A 17,075-nucleotide genomic window follows, 5' to 3' on the forward strand; every position below is an offset into this window, starting at 1 on the left:
TATACAAAAATCACTCGTAAACAACATGTAGAGAATGATTCCGGTCATTAAAAAATGTGATTAGAGGCGAATTACAAAATTTTAAACATGTTAATAGTCATTTGCCACTATATGTTATTTATGAATTTGCATATTAAAATATATTGCTCAAATGCTTATTGAGATTGCACAGCCTGTTGTTTTCTTTGCGCTTTTTCCTGGCTTTTGAAATAGCCCCTAAAAAGGAAATTGTGCTTGAGCGCTTCCATGTTTTTATTGAATCCATCTGTGCCCTGGCGCAGGTTATACATAGTTGCCCTTAAGTCTTTGGCAAATGCTGAATCTTTTAAAATCATTGGCAGCGAGCCATTCCCGCTGTTTAAATGGCCGTTTACGGTACGCGCCAGGTTATTCAGCTGCCAGGTTAACGAATCGGCGTTATCGCTTGCTTTCCTGATACTCGAAATAGCCGCCTGTAGGTTGCCGGCAGCTATGGTGTCCCTGAGCAAGACCCCCGCCGCTCCTTTTCCATTTTTGATCCCGCCAATCAGATCATCTATGCCATTGGTGATTTTGATAGCATTTGCGCTCGCTTTGTTTAAATTTTGCAAAGAGGCAAGTAAGTTGCCGGAGACATTTTTATCGTTCAGCAGGGCCATGAATGTGCTGCCGTTAACCTTCAGGACAGTGCCCTTTAACGCTTCTGAGATAACTGCAACGTTATTATTGGTTTTGGACAAGGTTTGCAACATTTCATCGGTACTGATTTTTTTTTGCGCTATAAGAAGATCATCTTCAGTAACTTGTGGGCTCGGTAAGTTTGAAGGAACTATGTTTACTATTTTATTGCCCATCAGCCCTTCTGTGCCAATTGAGGCGACCGCATTTTTATGAATATAGGATGTGAACTTGTTGTCGATTGATAATGTTACCTCAATTGTAGTATCATTGATCATGTTGATCTTTTTTACCGTACCAGATTGAATTCCGGAGAACTGTACGTTATTGCCAACGGTGAGGCCATTGAGGTTAGAAAACCTCACCCGTATGTTGAAATCGCTACCAAACAGGTTATGATTTTTGCCGATAAGATAGAAGGCAAGTATTAACACAAATAGGCCTGATAGTACGAATGCGCCAAGTTTTATATTGCCTGCTGTTTGGTTTGCCATAATTTATTCGAAAAATTGATGAATATTTGGATCTGTCGAATGTTCGAAATCGGTGTATGTACCTTGTGCATAACAACGACCGTCCAGCAGCAGAGCCACCCGGTCGGCGGTGTTTTTTACACAGTTCATGTCGTGTGTGATGATAATGGATGATGTATGGTATTTATCCTGCAGTTTCAAAATTAATTTATCGATTTCCCGGGCTGTAACCGGATCGAGCCCTGTTGTTGGTTCATCATATAATATCACTTCCGGTTTAAGGATCATGGTCCTGGCGAGAGCAACACGTTTTAGCATGCCGCCGGATAATTCTTCCGGCATCAGATCAACAGTATGCGCCAGCCCTACGTTTTCCAAAGCCTCCATAACCAGGGCTTCCACCTCGTTCTGCGAAGCAGCAATCCAGTGACGGCGTAAAGGAAATTCCAGGTTCTCACGAACGGTCATGGAATCGTACAATGCGTTGCCCTGGAAAAGAAAGCCAATGCGGGCGCGGACCTGATCGAGTACTTCGTGAGACATATCAGGGACATTTTGACCAAAAACTTTAATGTTTCCGCTATCAGGTTTCAACAAACCGATAATGCATTTGATCAGTACTGACTTGCCGGATCCGGATTTGCCAAGCACTACCACATTCTCTTCTTTTTTGACTGATAATGCAAAGTCTTGCAGCACGGTATGATCGCCGAAATGCTTACAAAGTTTCTCTATCACAATCACGTTGTTTTCGGTGGCTGTTTGTGTTTTCATGCTTTAATTTAAACCAAGCAGATCCGTGAGTTGCACAGCCAGCAAGTCGATGAAAAAGATTACTACAGATGATAACACAACCGCTGAGTTGGCCGAACTTCCAACACCCCTGGTACCTTTGCTTGATGTGTAACCTTTATAACAACCAACGATTCCAACAGCAAAACCAAAGAAAAATGTTTTAAAAAATGCAGGAAGTACGTCGCCGAAACTGAGACTTCTAAACACCTGAATAAAAAAAAGATAAAAGCTGGTGGCCGACCTGATATTAACGCCTATGTATGCTCCGAACAAGGCGATAGCGTCGCCCAGGACAGTGAGCACGGGTAGCATTAATGTAGTTGCCACGGTACGCGTAGCGACAAGGTACTTGAATGGATTGGTTCCGCTTACCTCCATTGCGTCAATTTGCTCTGTGACCTTCATGGATCCAAGTTCGGCTCCTATACTGCTGGCTATTTTACCTGCAAATATCAGCGCTGTTATAACCGGACCTATCTCCCTAACTATGGCAATGCCTACCATCACCGGAAGTTGAGATTCAACACCATAGGCAACCAGGGATGGCCGCAGCTGCATGGTAAGAACAAGGCCCATAATAAAACCTGTGAGGCCGATGAGCGGCAACGATTTATATCCAATTATATAGCATTGGTTTAATAATTCGCGGACCTCAAAGCGCGGTTTAATTCCGGTAGAGAAAAACTGGCCGGCAAATCCTGCGATATCCCCGGTGTCATTCAAAAAGGCTTTGATATTTTTAGTGAAAGCCATCGTTATATCTGTTTAACTTGATTTGAAAAAATGATCTACGGTAAAATTAATATGGGCCCGAAGAAAAATTTGTGATATCGGACAGCATTTTTTTTGATATCTATACCACTGATAAGTGACGCAAATCATTTTTAAGCCCGACGGAACAACTGGTTAACCAGGATATGAAGATGGTTTTAACAGGTGTGTCATAGGCAGAAACCGGTTTGTGTTTATCCAAGAGATAGCTCATGGTTCCCTTTCTTATACCGCACTTGGTTGAGACTTGCTCTTGCAGGATTTCAAGGCATCATTAATATTTTCGATACCTTTAATCAATGCGTCCGCGTTAAAAGCGATGCTGTCGATGCCAGTTTCAACCAGTAGCCTGGTGAACGTTTCTGAATCGCTTGCCGCCTGGCCGCACAGGCCTACTTTTTTTTTCAGTTTATTTGCCTTTTGTATCATCATGACGATCAGTTGTTTGCTCGCGGCGTCCTGTTCGTCAAATAAGCCTGCTATGAGTGCTGAATCCCGATCAATGCCTAATGTTAATTGTGTAAGGTCATTTGAACCAATTGAGAAACCGTCAAATACTTCCGCGAATTCCTCGGCAAGTAATACATTGCTGGGAATTTCTGCCATAACGAAGATCTCAAGGTCATTCAGGCCCCGTTTAAGCCCGCAGGACGACATCAGATCGATGACTTTTTGCCCCTCTTTAACTGTCCGGCAAAAAGGGATCATCAATTTAATATTATTGAAGCCCATTTCATCACGAACCACTTTCATGGCCTCGCATTCAAGCAGGAAGCCGTCGCGGTAATGATCATCATAATACCTGGAGGCCCCCCTGAAGCCAATCATCGGGTTCTCTTCCTTTGGCTCAAAGTACCTTCCGCCAATGAGGCCGGCATATTCATTGGTTTTAAAATCGCTCATCCTCACGATCACATCTTTCGGGTAAAATGCCGCTGCTATCGTGGCAACACCCTGTACAAGTTTATCTACAAAATAAGCTTTTTTATCGGCATAGCCAGCTGTTAGGTGAGCGATTTTTACCCGTTCCTGCTCGTCCAACACCCGGTTAAAGTGTACGAGCGCCATTGGATGTATCCCAATTTGGTTCGCGATAATAAATTCAATTCGCATCAATCCAACACCGTGGTTCGGAAACATCGATAATTTAAAGGCCTGTCCGGGATCGGCTATGATTAGTTGGGCTTTCGGGTGTACCGGCAGGTGTGTTTTGCTTACATCACTGACCGTTTCAGTCCACTCCAGTTTGCCCCTGTAAACCATCCCCGTCTTTCCTTCGGCGCAGCAAATGGTTATCATCTCACCATCCTCAATGTTATAGGTTCCGTTTGTTGTTCCAACTACAGCCACCGCGCCGAGTTCCCGGGCTATAATAGCGGCATGGCTGGTGCGGCCGCCATTATTAGTAACAATTCCCGCTACCTTTTTCAATACGGGGTCCCAATCCGGGCTGGTTGTTTCGGTAACCAGAATTTCGCCTTCTTTAAGCAGGTTAGCCTGGTCAGGAGTTTTGAGCACGCGTGCCCTGCCGGCTGTAATGCCATTGCCTATGGCAGCCCCCATGGTTATAACTTCCCCTTTTTCGGCAATTTTAAAACTTTTTACCTGTATCTTTTTTTCTTGATTATGTACAGTTTCGGGACGAGCCTGGATAATATAAAGTTGGTGATCGAACCCGTCTTTAGCCCATTCAAAGTCCATAGGCTGACGGTAATGGTCTTCGATGATCAACGCCCAGTTGGCAAGCTTTTCAACTTCCTGATCGCTGAGCACAAATTTTTGCCGGAGTTCCCAGGGCGTATCCTGATTTATTGTTGGATTGGTTGCATCGTCGGTAGTTGCGCAAACCATGGTTTTGTTTTTGCTGCCAAGGTTTTTTTGGATAATGGACCTTAAATTTTTTTTAAGAGTTGGTTTAAACACCAGGAATTCATCAGGCGTAACAGTACCTTGTACTATATTTTCTCCTAATCCCCACACACCTGAAATATGTATAATATCCTTGAACCCACTTTCTGGTTCCAAAGTAAATCCGATACCGGAACACCCCATATCAGATCGCACCATTTTCTGGACTGCAACTGAAAGATAAACTTTCCCATGATCAAAATTTTTATCTTCCCGATATTTAATAGCCCGATCTGTATAAAGTGATGCAAAGCATTGCTTTACTGCAGTTAATAAAGCACTATGACCTTTAATATTCAGGAAGGATTCGTGCTGTCCTGCAAAACTCGCGCCTGGCAAATCTTCTGCTGTGGCACTGCTTCGCACGGCCACAGTCGGTTCTGAATTTTCAAAAATATAATCGTAGGCGTCTATGACCGCCATTTGCAGGTCATTCGGCATAACGGCGTCCATGATCAGTTTTCGGGCTCTGGCACCGCTTATCGTTAAGTTAGAAAAGTTCTGCCGGTCTAAACCGGTCATCAAATCAATAAGCTTTTTTTCGAGCCGGTTGAACCCGATGAAATAACGAAAAGCTGCTACAGTTACAGCGAAGCCGTTTGGCGTATTTATTCCATTGTTGGTTAGTTGATTGTAAATTTCCCCCAATGAAGCTGTTTTTCCACCAACATCGCCAATATCACCGATGGTGATTTCACTAAACTTTCTGATAAAATGTTCCATGTTACTGTTATTAAGCCGGCCGAAGAGCGTCCGATTGTCAAAATCGCCGGTGTTGCCGGCAAAAATTTTTAGTCTACTTTAATTTCTTTCTTTGCCGCCTGGTTTCTGCCGCTTTTTTTAAGTTCGATTTCCAAAAGGCCATTGTGATAATTGGCATTCACCCCGTCTTCCTTAACATTGTCTGGCAGCTTAAATGTGCGACGGAAGGAAGCAAAGGAAAATTCCTTACGTGTATAACTATCAATCTCTTCCTTTTCTTCTTTATTGGTTTCCGCACTGATGGTCAGTAAGCCGTCTTCGGTAATGATTTTGAAATCGTTTTTTTTAAAGCCGGGAACAGCGACGTCAAGCTTATAATGATTTTTGGTTTCACGGATATTTACAGCCGGGAGAAATTCTCCGCCGCTGGAAGTTTTATCAAAAAAACGGTCTGGACTCCAAAAATTCTCCATCATTGATTTCCATGATGGAACGCGATGTGATTTTATTAAGGCTGTCATAAATTTGTTTGTTAAATGATTGGTTATCCAAATTTCGCCATGGGATACACTAAGTATAATGACCACTGTCACGCTTTGGTGTGATTGATGTCAGTTTGGTGGTTTCTCTATCGCAATACCTTTATGGTAATAAGTAATAGATTATGAATGAATCTTTTAATGACAGGGAGTCGGCGATAGAAACCGGGCCTGCAATACAAAATGTTTACCTGCAATCATTAGGTGCAGCAGGTACTGTAACCGGATCCAAGCATCTGCTGCTTACCCCCGGGGGGAACATTATGATCGATTGCGGCCTGTTTCAGGGAATAAAGGCTTTGCGGGAAAAAAACTGGGAAAGCCTGCCTGTTAACCTGGCTGATATTAGTGCACTGATACTGACCCACGCACACCTCGATCACTGTGGCTATATCCCTTTACTGGTACGGAACGGGTATCGTAACAAGATTTACATGAGCCAGCCGACCAGGGACCTTGTAGAGCTTATTTTGCGCGACTGCGCCAAACTACAGGAAGAAGATGCCCAAAAGGCTAATAAATACGGTTACTCCAGGCATCATCCGGCAAAGGCCCTGTACACCGTTAAAGATGTTGAGGCTGCGTTGCCCTATTTTGAAGTTTGTGAAATACACAAAACAATCAGCCTGGCTAAACAACTAAGTTTTAGTTTGTACCCATGTGGGCACATCGCGGGTGCTTGTTCGGTCAAAATAAGTTGCTTTGAGAAGACAATTGTATTTTCCGGGGATATCGGGCGTGACCAGTCAGAACTATTACCTGGCCCCGAGTTATTAGGGCAAGCCGATTTTGTAGTCATGGAGTCTACTTACGGTGATCGCCTGCACTCTAAAAATGACACTTCACAGGATTTAGCGGGTGCTATTAATGATACTGTTTTTAATAAGGGTAATGTCCTGATCCCATGTTTTGCAGTTGGCAGGGCCCAGGAAGTGATGCACCTGATCTATCGCTTAAAACAACATAATCTGATTCCGTCATCCATTCCGGTATACCTTGATAGCCCTATGGCCGCAGTTGCCGGAAAGACCCTGGTACACTTTCCCGAATGGTTTACTATTGATGAAAAAGAATGTGCCGACATGTTTAACAGCGTAACTATCAACAAGGATTATAAGAATACCGAAAAGATCATTAAAAGGGCAGGGCCTAAGATCGTTCTTGCGGCAAGTGGAATGCTAACCGGAGGCCGTGTGCTGGAATATTTGAAGCGTTATTTGGGCGATGCGCGTAACACCATACTCCTGATTGGTTTCCAGGCCGAGGGCACACGGGGAAGGGCGTTGCTTAACCATATCCATGAATTGAAAATTCATGGTCAATATTACCCGGTAGTAGCGAAGGTACAGGAGATAGAAGGTTTGTCCGCTCACGCCGATCAGTCCGAATTGATTACCTGGTTAAAGCAGTTTCACAATTCGGTACCCGAGGTTTACCTGGTACACGGCGAACCATGCGCACAAGACACTCTTCGGGTTAAGATCCAGGATGAGTTGAAACTAACAGTAAAGATTATGAAGCCTTACCATAAGGAACTTTTATTCACTTTAAATCAACAGTTGTAATGTGATCCGTGGTACTGCGTAATATCTTGACTTTGAATGCAACAATACTGTTAATCGGTGCCTGGTGCTGTAAATTGACTGTATTGGTTAATTTAATGATAAGCGTCATTTTTCTTTAGCCGGTATTTATCAATATTTGAATACTGGTTACTTTCTAAGCCATTTAAAGCAGGGTTATTAAATTGCAATGTTACGCGAACTTATTAAGTGCGGATCATGGAAAAGCTCACTTTTAATTTTTGCCATCCCGTAAAAGGCCTCCTCAGGCTTTTGAATAAACTTTATCCGGCAGAAATACGCGTAGTACCAATTGATGACCAGCACGGGGGCTTAATTGAAATTTCGGTAACAGGTCTCTGCAGCGGTAAATGGAAGGCAATGCTTGAGTGGGAACATGATGGCATGAATTATTATTATGAACAAGAATTTGAGATACCCGAAGTAAATTGAGTTTTAAATACCTATAATCCCCAATATAATTCTGGTGAAAATAATTGATTCACCGACAATCAATCCCAAGCTCCTTATAATCATTTATTAAAGTATGGGTAAATGAAAAAAATCGGACCGTGTGCCTAAAATCTTTTCGAGGTCACCTTTATCTATTTCTTCCTTAGTTAACAATAGGGTTGCTAACTGGTCCAATAAAGGCTTCTTTTTGGCAAGAATTCCTTTCGCGTTCTGGTAGGCCTGTGCCAGCAATCCAATTATTTCATCGTCAATAATTTTGCTGGTAGATTCGCTGAAGGGTTTTTGTATTGCCAGATCGGTTTGACCGGTTGAATCGTAATAACTTACGTTTCCAAGCCTTTCGGTAAAACCATAATACATAACCATTGATCTTGCTTCTTTGGTCGCTTTTTCCAAATCATCCAACGCCCCGGACGATATTTCGCCAAATGTAAGTTCTTCTGCCGCCCTGCCTGCCAGGGTAGCACATAAATGTTCAACGAAAGCAGTTTTGTTACGCAGTTGCTTCTCTTCTGGCAAGTATAATGCCGCGCCTAAAGATTTCCCGCGGGGAATGATAGATACTTTAACCAATGGTTCCACATTTTCCAACAACCAACTCGCAACTGCATGGCCGGCCTCATGATAAGCTATTACTTTCTTTTCGGCCGGCGTAATGATTTTGCTTTTCTTTTCAAGCCCGGCAATTATACGGTAAATGGCTTCTGAAAAATCGGCATTTTGTACACTGTCGGCTTTCCTCCGAGCAGCAATTAACGCTGCTTCATTACAGATATTTGCAATATCTGCGCCTGAAAAGCCCGGCGTTTGGGCCGCGAGCACAGGAATGTCAATGGTATCGGCCATGGTTAACCGCTTGGTGTGCACTTTAAAGATAGCCACTCGTTCCGTTAAATTGGGTAACTCAAGGTAAATATGACGATCAAATCTTCCTGCCCTAATTAAGGCAGGGTCCAGCATGTCAGCCCGGTTGGTTGCCGCCAACACAATAACCCCAGCATTGGTAGCAAAACCATCCATCTCGGTCAATAACTGGTTTAATGTGCTTTCACGTTCATCATTGACACCGCCTAAATATGCGCCTTTACCTCTTGAACGCCCGATTGCGTCAATTTCATCAATAAAAATGATACAGGGCGCCTTTTCTTTGGCCTGTTGAAACATATCGCGCACCCGGGAAGCACCAACACCAACAAACATTTCAACAAAAGCAGCTCCGGAGATAGAAAAGAACGGCACCTGCGCTTCGCCGGCCACGGCTTTTGCAAGCATTGTTTTACCCGTCCCGGGTGGCCCTACTAAAATTACACCTTTAGGTATCTTTGCCCCGAGTTTGGTGAATATGTCAGGCGTTTTTAGAAAGTCGACAATTTCACTTACTTCTACCTTGGCTTCTTCCAGCCCGGCAACGTCGGCGAAGGTGACAGTGCTGTTTTGTTTTTCAATCAATGTAGCCCTTGATTTTCCGAAGCTAAAAATCGAAGATCCCCCGGGCGCTCCGGTACCCGCCATACGCCTCATGATGAGATTCCAAATAAGAAACATCAGGATGAAAGGTACAGTCCAACCGAGGATATTAACGAACCAGTTGCTTTTGTTGATATACCTTACCGAAACCCTTTCACTTAAGGGGAAACCTTGCTCCGCTTTATCGAGATTAAGTTCAAAAGATTCAACTGATCCTATTGTAAAAGTGTAATGTGGCCCGTAGTTCAGGCCCCGGCCAACTACTGGTTTAAATGCGGTTTTGAAAGCGGTATCGCCTGCAAATGAACTTTTGATGTATACGTTAACATGCTCTTTATTGATCACCTCTAACTTTTCAACAGCTTTTCGGCTTAGCATATCTTTCGAAAATTGCTGCCAGGTGATCTCTTTAACATTATCTCCGGACAAGAATGGGGAAAGAATCAAATACAGCAAAATGATCACATATACCCAAGCCCAACTGAATGTTGGTTTATATTTTTTTTTAGTGTTTTTATTTACTGTTGGTATCGCTTTTTTCATAAAATAAAGATGAGTTGAAGCGGACAAACCTGAAATGACGGGTGTTTGCCGAAAATGTGACTTGTGTCGTAATGAAGTGTGACAAAACTCCATTAGTTTGAAGTAAAAGGAATCAAAGAGGGGGCTTTGGCCGCCTGATAGTAGCCAGGTTAAGGAAACTCAGAAAGATAATGTTTGGTGGCCTTATCTCATTGATGATGAACATCATATCAGTTTATGATCACCATCATGGTGATAGCTGCCGGCTATTCGGTTCTTTGTTGTAGTTAATTACATTCAAAAATTATGAGAACAGACAATCAAATCCAAAAAGATGTAATGGATGAATTGAAATGGCAGCCATTTCTAAATTCATCTGAAATTGGCGTTGCTGTGAAGAATGGCATCGTGACATTATCAGGCAATGTAGATTCCTTTTCCAAAAAGCTAACTGCCGAGCGGGCGGCCAAAAAAGTTGCCGGTGTCAAGGCCATCGCTGAAGATATTCATATTGGTGTGTCGCCAGCCTACTGGAGAACAGACGCAGAAATTGCTGAGGCAGTACTAAATGCACTTAAATGGCATTCGGTAGTACCTGACGATAAGATAAAAATTAAGGTAGAAGATGGTGACGTTACCCTGGAAGGTGAACTTGAGTGGGAATACCAGCGTGTTAATGCCCAGACGGCGATTCAATACCTTTCAGGAGTGCGTTCGGTGTTCAACCGGATCACCATTAAACCGAAATTAACCCCATTGGAGTTGGAAAAAAAGATTGCAGATGCTTTCCGCAGGAATGCAACTGTCGACGCCAGCAAAGTAACTGTGGATACAATCGGAAACAAAGTTGTCCTGACCGGGAAGGTACGTTCCCTTACCGAAAGTGAAGATGCCGAAGATGTTGCGTGGGAAGCTCCCGGTGTACGCCATGTAGAAAATAAGCTGACTATTGAAGAACCGGAATTTGTCTATTAATTCATTAAAAACAAAACAACATGAAAACGTTCAAACCCATGCTTATGCTAACCGCGCTGATAGTCGGTTTTGCTCTATGCTCATCGGCTCAGGTAATTTTACCTGAAGTGCGGATTGTTGCTTCGACTTACAAATATTTAAATGCCACAGATAACCGTGAAATGTCGCAACCAGTTAGGATGCTCGAATTTAAAGCTGCCAGTTACGATGTGAAAAAATCAGAATTTTATGATGATGACTATGATGGGTACTATATCTCATTTTATATACCTGACGGGAAAATACTCGCGGCCTATGATAAGGATGGCAAACTCCTTCGAACAGCCGAAAAGTTTAAAAATACAAAATTGCCCGAGGCAGTCAGGACTGCTGTTTCGCAGCGCTTTCCAAACTGGCGTATTTCGCAGGATGTTTACCAGGTTAATTATTTTGATCATAAGGATCAGGCTGATAAAACCTTCAAGCTCCTGCTGGAAAACGGCGATAAACGCATGAAAGTAAAACTCAACGAAAAGGGAGAATTTCGCTAAGTAACTGACCTCAATACCTTGCATCCCTGTCACAATAAGGGAAGCTCTGGCAGTCAAAGACGGAAGCTTCCCTTTAAACAAACGGTTATGAAAAAGATTATGCTCGCGTTAAACGCAGAAAATCCGGACCCACAATCTGTGGCATTCGGTGTTTATTTGGCCCGGTTAACAGGATCTCAGCTTTGCGGAATATTCTTAGAAGATCAGGCCCCTACGCACGAGGCTGGTGTTAAGTTCGCCTACGGCAGTGTTTATGTAGAAACCATAGATGCAGATGAAGAACCAATAAAGGCTTTTAAGGAGAAAGCTGCTCAATTGAACATACGCGTGTTCAAAGAAGCCTGCGAAGCCCAGGGTATCAATTGCAGGGTCCATCGTGATCAGGGTGTCCCGCAAACGGAATTGATCAATGAAAGCCGATATGCGGATGTTCTGGTTTCAGGACCTGTATTGTTCGCTTCGTCCGCTCTCGAAATGCCGGCTGACTTTGTAAAAAACCTGCTGGCGAAGTCAGAATGCCCGGTGATCATAGCACCACACCATACCCATCCAATCAATAAGATCATTTTTGCTTTTAACGGCAGCGCTTCGGCTTTATTCGCAATCAAGCAGTTTACCTATTTATTTCCTGAATTGAAAGATGCTGAGATGATGGTGCTGCAGGCGGACGAAAATGCTGCATTTAATGAAGAGCAAAAGGAAAAGCTTTATGAATACCTCAGGGTGCATTATAACCTGATCAACTTTAAAGATTTACGGGGAAAACCAAAGGATGAGTTATTTGATTATTCCCTTAGAGAGAACAATGCATGCCTGGTTATGGGAGCGTATGGGCGTAACTGGCTGTCTAATTTTTTTAAAGACAGTACAGCAGAGCTGATCATTAAATTAAATAATCTTCCGGTGTTTATTACCCATTGGTAACTCCGACAAAAGCTGATTAGTTTGAAAAAGTTTAAGTGAGCTGTTGAGTAAATTATCTTTACGCAATTGAAGCCGCTGCACAAGCTATACACCCAAAGTGTGGAAAAGCGATCCGGATAAAACCTCAACTAAATAAAAGCCATGACCATGAAAACAAAATATTTAACTCAAATTGCCCAAAAGTCGCCCAACTGGTTGCGCGGCAATTGGCCGCTTATTCTTTTGCTCTCATTTGTATTACTTATCATTATAGGAATGGCTGTGTTTCTCTTTTTTTTCCTGACAAATTGATAAAACGATCGGCGAATGCCAATCGGCCATGAAAAGCACACATTCAATTAACAGCACCTTTTGTTAATTTGTAAGTTCGTAATTTTTTAATGCTTATTTACTATTAGTTTTTGTTTAAAACTTTTGGGAATTTTTTTAACTTTATTAAACAATCGCAAAACATCTTATACCTCAATCTCTCGTGTTATGAACGAGTTAAATACTTTATCTCTTTGAAAATGAAGCGGGGTTTAAAGCTTTATTTCAGCACACTACAGTTGGGTTTTGGTGATAAGTGAAGGGGGGGAGGATCGAGTTATCTAACCCATGTGCATAAAAATTGTTCGGCTATGATAAATCCGAGCTTGAAGGGCAATTGGTAGAATTATTTTTGTAAAACAATACGTAGAGTTATTGAACGGTAACATCAGTTTTATCAGCAACGCTAACCTCGGAATAACTTTCATTATTGAATTTCCAATGAATCTAAGGCTATGAAAACGATCTTACTGGTAGAAGACAATAACGACATTCGCGAAAATACCTGCGAATTGTTGGAATTAGAAGGCTATAACGTCATCCCCGCACTGAATGGAAAAACAGGATTAATATTAGCTATTGAACACCTGCCTGATTTAATACTTTGCGATATTATGATGCCTGAGGCTAATGGTTATGAGGTTCTTAAATATTTGCAAGACAATGCCGCGACCAGGGCTATTCCATTTATATTTTTAACGGCCAGTGCTGAAAAAAAGGATGTAGCGATCGGCCTGGAGATGGGAGCAAGCGGCTACATCCGCAAGCCATTTGACCCTGAAGAACTTTTTCAAGCCATCAGGCATTCGCTGCAGGAGTCGGTTTAACTAAATATTTGTTATCAATATGTGATAAACTATTTAAAATAGCGTGCCCAAGGTCATTTGTTCTAATATTCTGAGGAGCGATTTTTGATGATAAATAAATAATCAATGAAAATCCCTGAAGGAAGCGAAAGCAGGAATATTTTAACCAGGGAGGATTACGTATAACCAGACAATTGGCCCCAACCGCGCTCAAAAGCTTTCGGTTCGATTTTTACATCGGTTGTGCTGCTTCAATTATACTTGTTATATTAACAGGGGCAGTTTCTTATAATACGTTAATCCAACAAGAAAGAAATGAAAAACGGATAGAACGTACCTACCAGGTGCTTAGAAAAACTGACTCGCTGAACATGCTGTTTAATCAGGCTATGGTGTACCAAACGTATTCAAAGCCGTTAGCGCCTAAAGATAGTTTCGGCTTAAATACGCAGCAGTATGAAAGGCTTAATACAAAAGTTAATTCCTTAAAAGCTTTGTTAATTGATGATAATCAATTAACAAAGGTTACTAACTTGAAACATCAAATAGACACGCTGCGGAGAACGACCTTTTCAGAAAGCGGTAGCCTCAGGTTACAAATTGAAAAAATTAACGAAACCATCCGCCGCTTTAAGCACCTGGAAGAAATGTTCCTGTCTTCGCAAGAGGCCGGTTATAAACTATCATCTAAACAAACCCGGGTTGTTATAGTCGCCGGTTCTGTTTTAATAATGGTCATTGTATCTTTTTTAGTTTATCTAATTCTGAAGGAATTAAACGCCCGTATCAGGGCATATAGGGAAGAGTTTGAATTAAACCAATTAAAAAGCACGTTTGTGACTTTGGCATCACATGAATTTCGTACACCGTTAAGCTCTATTTTACTGTCAGCCACCCTAATCGCTAAATACCTGGAAAAAGATGAAAAAACATCAATTGTCAAACATGTTGCCAAGATCAAACAGGTAGTTCATAATCTTGAAGATATCCTTGAAGATTTTTTATCTGTTGAAAGGCTGGAAGAAGGTTTGACTGAAGCCGAATTTTCATCTTTCGATTTGGTACCGCTTTGTGAAGAGATTATGGCTGCTATGAAACAAATGGCCCGGCCCGGCCAGGAATTAACTTACAAACCGGTTCAGGAAAATACCGTTGTTTGCCTGGACCGGATGCTGATCTCAAAATCAATCAATAGTCTTTTATCAAATGCCATTAAGTATGCGGGTGATGAAACAAATATCGAACTGGTTACCAATTTGACCGCCGAAAATTTGTTAATCAGTGTGAGAGATAATGGTATAGGGATTGCAAAACAGGATCAAATGCAACTGTTTTCAAAATTTTACCGAATCAATAATACCGGGCATATTTCCGGAACGGGATTAGGGCTTAATATTGTGAAGCGGTATGTTCAGTTAATGAACGGTACACTCCAATTTTGGAGCACCCCTTATAAAGAAACTTGTTTTACTATGATCTTTCCTGTTGTTAAATAAATTGGATAGTTCAGGACAATTTATTTATACTTTAGAAAGGCAGGCACTCCAGATTATTTTCCGGTTTTGAAACGTAGTTTTATAAAAAACAGACCTATGATCAAATATGGGTTTCACATTTCATTTGCTGCGATAATATTGATAAAGTTATAAGGCACATCTCTGAAAAATTGGATATCTGAAAAACGGTTTTTAAAGGTAATTGAGTTGGTGTTTAAGCAAAGTATCAAATATCAATATAAGTTTGCTGCGATTAGAAATTCTGAATCTTTTAGAAAAAACCACGCAGGCGCTCGCAAGCTTAATCTTTTTAAACAACTCGCGATAATACTGGTAAGCCAGATAGACGCCCCGGCGGGAAGATTTTGGTAGCTTTCGGATGTCCTTCAACGCTTCATTGAAGTCTTGTTCAATCTCTTGTTCTATATTTCTTTTATCTGTTTCGGAAAAATGCTTAAGGTCAATCCCCGGAAAGTAGCTTCTGTTGAGCTGAAGATAGTCCGCGCCGATATCTCTCAGGAAATTAATCTTTTGAAAGGCCGCGCCTAAGCGCATGGCTCCCGGCTTAAGAGCTTCGTAACTGTCCTTATCGCCGTTTGTGAACACGTATAAGCACATCAGGCCAACCACCTCAGCAGATCCAAGGATATATTCCTCAAATTTTTGTTGATCATAAAGCTGGTCGTCCAGGTCCATTTCCATGCTATGCAGAAATTGGTTAATCAATTGGTGATCTATACGGTATTTATTGACTGTTTCCTGGAAAGCGTTAAGAATGGGATTTAGGCTGATACCCAGTTCTATCGCTTCAAAGCAATCCTTTCTAAATTTATTTAGTAATTCACGCTTGTCATAATTATGAAAGCTGTCCACGATTTCGTCAGTAAGTCTTACAAAGCCATAGATGGCATAAATAGGCTTATGCAATTCTTTATCAAGAAAATTGATGCCCAGAAAAAAGCTGGTACTGTACCTGCGTGTTGCCAGTTTACTACATTCCGCAGAAAGGCGGTCAAATTTTTCTTTCATCGATTAGATTTTCAGATAGTTTAATAATTGATGTATTGAAACATTGCCATAAACGCTGGCAGGCGGAACACCTTGTTCTGGTACGCTCGGGTGTCCTGCAAAAATAAGTACGCCGCGGCGCTTAATCCGGCAATGTCAGTGCCTGTTATCGCGTACCCTTTTCGTTCCTTTTTGCTCATATAACCGGCGCGATTATTTGTTCAAAATCCGGAAGCGTTTCCAACCAATACACGTTTTTGGGAAAATGAACACTATTTATAACTTGCTTGTTGCCAGATAAGTATATTTTAACAGATTTGAAAGTAGACGCGAGCTGGTCAATATATACTTGTGCATTAGCAATTGGCCTTACACGCGTCATAAAAAAAAGGAGATTGTGGGGTTGCGTGCTTTCAACCGTATGGTTTAAAGCCAACATTGGCACCTGCGCACCTAAATAAATCACCCGATGGCCGGCAGTCCGCAACATATAGCTTGAAAGGAGCAGGCCAATATCATGATCTTCGTCTTCCGGTAAAAATAGCAGCCATAACGGTTTGCTATTTTGCTGTTGCTCCAAACAATCATTGATTGCTGAAAATAGCTTTTGCCTGATGATGGACGAAAGAAAATGCTCCTGTGATGGACAAAGCGAATTGTTTAGCCACATTAAACCGGCACGGACTAACATGGGGTATATCACGAATTTATATGTTCCTAAAACTCCATTCTGCTCGAACGATTTGGTTATAAGTTCATTTACCGCATACTCATGAAAAATTAATGCATTGCTGATGATCTGAGAAATGAAATACTCATGCTGATGTTGCGCTGGCCGCGTTTTATCTATTTCATTCTTGAGTAGTTTGTTCATTTCCTCCCGGCTTAACGCGCAGGCTTTAGAAATTTTGTAGCCAGCGTGGTAAAGTCCGGCTATGCTCAATAATTTCTTTAGTTGGTCATCATCATAAAAGCGCGTATTCCCAGCTGTTCTTGAAGGGGTAAATGCCCGGTACCTCCTTTCCCAAATACGGATATTATGGACAGAAACACCTGACAATTGCTCAAGATCAGAAATGGAATAATTCATTTTGTCTAAGTTTTATCAATTCAAATTTAGACAAAAAAATGAATTAACAAATGTTTCTTTATGAAGT

At 41.8% G+C, this 17,075-nt stretch carries 15 protein-coding genes; 7 read left to right on the forward strand and 8 right to left on the reverse strand.

Translation table 11 applies throughout. The features are described from left to right. Nucleotides 1–155: 155 nt before the first annotated feature. The 5 genes from DIU38_RS08565 to DIU38_RS08585 all read right to left on the reverse strand — a co-directional run bounded on the left by DIU38_RS08565 (nt 156) and on the right by DIU38_RS08585 (nt 5,827). Nucleotides 156–1,151, reverse strand: coding sequence for an MlaD family protein (locus tag DIU38_RS08565; protein ID WP_112653709.1), 996 nt, complete (start codon nt 1,149–1,151; stop codon nt 156–158). Nucleotides 1,152–1,154: 3 nt separating this feature from the next. Continuing rightward, nucleotides 1,155–1,904 carry an ABC transporter ATP-binding protein gene (locus DIU38_RS08570; protein ID WP_091164175.1) on the reverse strand — a complete coding sequence of 250 codons (750 nt, stop codon included), beginning with the start codon at nt 1,902–1,904 and terminating at the stop codon, nt 1,155–1,157. A 3-nt stretch (nt 1,905–1,907) separates the two neighbouring features. Further along, complete coding sequence (locus tag DIU38_RS08575) at nt 1,908–2,678, reverse strand: MlaE family ABC transporter permease (RefSeq protein ID WP_112653708.1); 771 nt, start codon at nt 2,676–2,678, stop codon at nt 1,908–1,910. A 243-nt stretch (nt 2,679–2,921) separates the two neighbouring features. Further along, nucleotides 2,922–5,327, reverse strand: coding sequence for a phosphoenolpyruvate synthase (gene ppsA / locus DIU38_RS08580; protein ID WP_112653707.1), 2,406 nt, complete (start codon nt 5,325–5,327; stop codon nt 2,922–2,924). 68 nt (nt 5,328–5,395) lie between these two features. Next, nucleotides 5,396–5,827 carry an Hsp20/alpha crystallin family protein gene (locus tag DIU38_RS08585; protein WP_112653706.1) on the reverse strand — a complete coding sequence of 144 codons (432 nt, stop codon included), beginning with the start codon at nt 5,825–5,827 and terminating at the stop codon, nt 5,396–5,398. A 143-nt stretch (nt 5,828–5,970) separates the two neighbouring features. Here DIU38_RS08585 and DIU38_RS08590 point away from each other — a divergent pair, with 143 nt between their 5' ends. After that, entirely contained in the window at nt 5,971–7,410 is a 1,440-nt protein-coding gene (locus DIU38_RS08590) for an MBL fold metallo-hydrolase RNA specificity domain-containing protein (RefSeq protein WP_208057550.1), read from the forward strand. A 216-nt stretch (nt 7,411–7,626) separates the two neighbouring features. Beyond that, on the forward strand, nt 7,627–7,860 hold the full coding sequence (locus DIU38_RS08595; protein WP_091164184.1) for a hypothetical protein: 234 nt from the start codon (nt 7,627–7,629) through the stop codon (nt 7,858–7,860). A gap of 87 nt (nt 7,861–7,947) precedes the next feature. Here DIU38_RS08595 and ftsH read toward each other — a convergent pair whose 3' ends face one another. Beyond that, nucleotides 7,948–9,891 carry an ATP-dependent zinc metalloprotease FtsH gene (gene ftsH / locus DIU38_RS08600; RefSeq protein WP_112653705.1) on the reverse strand — a complete coding sequence of 648 codons (1,944 nt, stop codon included), beginning with the start codon at nt 9,889–9,891 and terminating at the stop codon, nt 7,948–7,950. A 285-nt stretch (nt 9,892–10,176) separates the two neighbouring features. Here ftsH and DIU38_RS08605 point away from each other — a divergent pair, with 285 nt between their 5' ends. The 5 genes from DIU38_RS08605 to DIU38_RS08625 all read left to right on the forward strand — a co-directional run bounded on the left by DIU38_RS08605 (nt 10,177) and on the right by DIU38_RS08625 (nt 14,910). Beyond that, nucleotides 10,177–10,845 (forward strand): BON domain-containing protein, encoded by a 669-nt coding sequence (locus DIU38_RS08605; RefSeq protein ID WP_091164186.1) that lies wholly within the window; start codon nt 10,177–10,179, stop codon nt 10,843–10,845. Between the two features lie 20 nt (nt 10,846–10,865). Next, nucleotides 10,866–11,375 carry a nicotinate-nucleotide adenylyltransferase gene (locus DIU38_RS08610; RefSeq protein WP_112653704.1) on the forward strand — a complete coding sequence of 170 codons (510 nt, stop codon included), beginning with the start codon at nt 10,866–10,868 and terminating at the stop codon, nt 11,373–11,375. Nucleotides 11,376–11,462: 87 nt separating this feature from the next. After that, a complete protein-coding gene (locus DIU38_RS08615) occupies nt 11,463–12,299 on the forward strand; it encodes a universal stress protein (RefSeq protein ID WP_112653703.1) in 837 nt (278 codons plus the stop codon). 764 nt (nt 12,300–13,063) lie between these two features. Continuing rightward, nucleotides 13,064–13,435 carry a response regulator gene (locus tag DIU38_RS08620; protein ID WP_091164195.1) on the forward strand — a complete coding sequence of 124 codons (372 nt, stop codon included), beginning with the start codon at nt 13,064–13,066 and terminating at the stop codon, nt 13,433–13,435. Between the two features lie 323 nt (nt 13,436–13,758). Next, on the forward strand, nt 13,759–14,910 hold the full coding sequence (locus DIU38_RS08625) for a sensor histidine kinase (RefSeq protein WP_149354064.1): 1,152 nt from the start codon (nt 13,759–13,761) through the stop codon (nt 14,908–14,910). Nucleotides 14,911–15,102: 192 nt separating this feature from the next. On the opposite strand, the gene DIU38_RS08630 is transcribed toward DIU38_RS08625, so the two are convergent. Together DIU38_RS08630 and DIU38_RS08635 are read right to left on the reverse strand one after the other, a co-directional pair. Next, nucleotides 15,103–15,939 carry a phytoene/squalene synthase family protein gene (locus tag DIU38_RS08630; RefSeq protein ID WP_112653701.1) on the reverse strand — a complete coding sequence of 279 codons (837 nt, stop codon included), beginning with the start codon at nt 15,937–15,939 and terminating at the stop codon, nt 15,103–15,105. A 175-nt stretch (nt 15,940–16,114) separates the two neighbouring features. Further along, nucleotides 16,115–17,008, reverse strand: coding sequence for a MerR family transcriptional regulator (locus DIU38_RS08635; protein WP_112653700.1), 894 nt, complete (start codon nt 17,006–17,008; stop codon nt 16,115–16,117). Between the last annotated feature and the right edge of the window lie 67 nt (nt 17,009–17,075).

This window comes from Mucilaginibacter metallidurans, from assembly GCF_003286435.2.
GTDB lineage: Bacteria > Bacteroidota > Bacteroidia > Sphingobacteriales > Sphingobacteriaceae > Mucilaginibacter > Mucilaginibacter gossypii.